This window comes from Streptomyces sp. NPDC059900 (genome assembly GCF_050270335.1).
Classification (GTDB): domain Bacteria; phylum Actinomycetota; class Actinomycetes; order Streptomycetales; family Streptomycetaceae; genus Streptomyces.
In genome coordinates this window covers 1-2,259 of the sequence record NZ_JBNNJZ010000903.1, presented here as the reverse complement: position 1 = coordinate 2,259, position 2,259 = coordinate 1, and the positions used below count along the sequence as shown (strand labels likewise).

The 2,259-nt window shown below is 73.5% G+C and carries 3 protein-coding genes; all 3 read left to right on the top strand.

The features are described from left to right. Positions 1 to 845: ATP-binding cassette domain-containing protein (locus ACQKIP_RS45515; protein ID WP_427745682.1), on the top strand; the 845-nt coding region annotated here is incomplete at its 5' end. 32 nt (positions 846 to 877) lie between these two features. Continuing rightward, positions 878 to 1,846 (top strand): ABC transporter permease, encoded by a 969-nt coding sequence (locus ACQKIP_RS45510; protein WP_365859856.1) that lies wholly within the window; start codon positions 878 to 880, stop codon positions 1,844 to 1,846. Beyond that, positions 1,843 to 2,259: ABC transporter permease subunit (locus tag ACQKIP_RS45505; RefSeq protein WP_427745681.1), on the top strand; the 417-nt coding region annotated here is incomplete at its 3' end. The genes ACQKIP_RS45510 and ACQKIP_RS45505, both read left to right, overlap by 4 nt.

Genomic DNA, 2,259 nt, shown 5'->3' with positions numbered 1-2,259 from the left:
GCCGGGAACTGAGCGCCTACTACCCGCCGCGCGCCCGCCCCGACGACATCGGCGAGGTCCGCCTGACGGTCACCGGCGGCGGCAACGACCGGCTGCGCGGCATCGACCTGACCCTGCGCGCCGGCGAAGTCACCGGCATCGCGGGCCTGGAAGGCTCCGGGCGTACGTCCCTGGCGCGGGCCCTGTTCGGAGCGGCGCCCTTCACCGGCGGGACCATGACGGTCGGCGGCCAACCCCTGCGGCCCGGCAGTCCCCGCCAGGCCATCCGCGCCGGGATCGCCCTGGTCACCGAGGACCGCAAGGCCGAGGGCCTCGCCCTGCGCCAGTCCGTGCGCGACAACGCCCTGCTCGTTACCCGGGCCGTGCCCGCCCGCGGGGAGCCGCCCGCCGCCCGCGAGCTCACCGCCCTCCTGGAGCGGGTACGCCTCCAGGCGCGTGGCGAGGACCAGGAGGCCCGCTATCTCTCCGGCGGCAACCAGCAGAAGGTCGTCATCGCCAAGTGGCTCGCCGCCCGCCCCCGCGTCCTGCTCTTCGACGAGCCGACCCGGGGCGTCGACGTGGGCGCCAAGGCCGCCATCCACACCCTCGTCCGCGAACTGGCCCGCGAGGGCATCGCCGTCCTGATCGTCTCCTCCGAACTGCCCGAACTCATCGGCATGAGCGACCGCATCCTCGTCATGGCCGAAGGCCGCATCGCCGGAGAACTGCCGGCCGGAGCGGCCGAGGAGGACGTGATGCGGCTCGCCACGACCGCCCCCTCCGATGCACCGACCGCCCCCTCCGATGGGCAGACCGCACCCTCCGGTGACCCGAGCGCCCTGTCCGGAAAGGATTCCGTCGCGTGAGCGGTACCACCGTTGCCCCACCGCCCGCCTCACTGAAGACCCGCGCCCCCACCCGCAGCAGGCTCACCGACCCCGCCGTCGGCGTCTGGCTCGCGGCGGCGGCCGTCACCATGCTGGGCTGGATCGTGGTCGCCGCACGCGGCGGCGACTTCCTCACGCTCTCGAACGTCGTGGGCATCCTGCAGAACTGCGTTGCCCTGGGCCTGGTCGCCGTCGGCCAGACCGCCGTCATCCTCACCGGCTCCCTCGACCTGTCGGTGGCCTACCTCATCAGCCTCGGCACGCTCGTCGCCGCCACCACCATGGAGGACGGCAGCGTCCTCACCGCGGTCCTCGCCGTGCTCGCCCTGTCCGCGGCCGTCGGACTCGCCAACGGCCTCATCGTCACCGGGCTCAAGGTCAACGCGTTCATCGCGACGCTCGGCACCGCGTTCATCCTGCGCGGCTGGATCGAGGACAACTACACGGGCCCCGCGGGCAAGGTCCCCGCCTCCTTCCAGCACCTGGGCTACGACCGCATCGGCCCGATTCCCGTCTCGCTCTTCCTGCTCGCCGCCGTCGCCGCCGCGATGTGGCTGATCACCCGCCGCACCCGCTTCGGACACCACCTCTACGCGACCGGCGGCGACGAACACGCCGCCCGGCTCTCCGGCGTCCGCACCCGGCGCACGATCATCGCCGCCCACGTCCTGTGCTCGCTGTGCGTGGGCGCCGCCGCCCTCTTCCTGGCCTCACGGCTCGGCGCGGGCGCCCCCTGGGCCGGCACCGAGGCCCGCTACGACCTGGAGTCGATCGCCGCCGTCGTCCTCGGCGGCACCGTCCTGGCGGGCGGGCGCGGGGGAGTGGCGGGCACCCTCGGCGGGGTCCTCGTGCTCGCCGTGCTCGACTCCGTCTTCAACCAGCTCGGCGTCGACCCGTTCTTCAAGAACGTCGTCCGCGGCGTCGTCATCATCGCCGCCGTCGCGATCTACGCCCGGCGCGGCAGCAGGAGGTCCGTATGAGCAGCCGTCCGGCCCCCGCGGCTCCGACGGACAAGACGGCAACGGAGGCCCCGCACAAGCGGGTTGCCCGCTCGCTCGGCACCGGGGCGCCGGTCTACGTCCTTTTGGTCGTGCTGCTCGTCGCGCTGGCCGCCACCGACCCCGGCTTCTACGAACCCGACCGCTTCCTCGCCTTCGTCAAACGCGCCGCGCCGCTGGTGATCCTGGCCGCCGGGCAGTATCTGGTCATCGTCTGCGGCGAGTTCGACCTCTCGGTGGGGGCGATCGTCACCGCGGGCGTCGTCGCGGCAGCCGAGGTGTACGGCTCGTTCCCGGACGCGCCCTGGCCGCTCATCACGGCGGGACTGCTGCTCGCGGGGGCGGTCACCGGCCTGGTCAGCGGGCTGATCACCACACGCCTGAGAGTGCCCTCC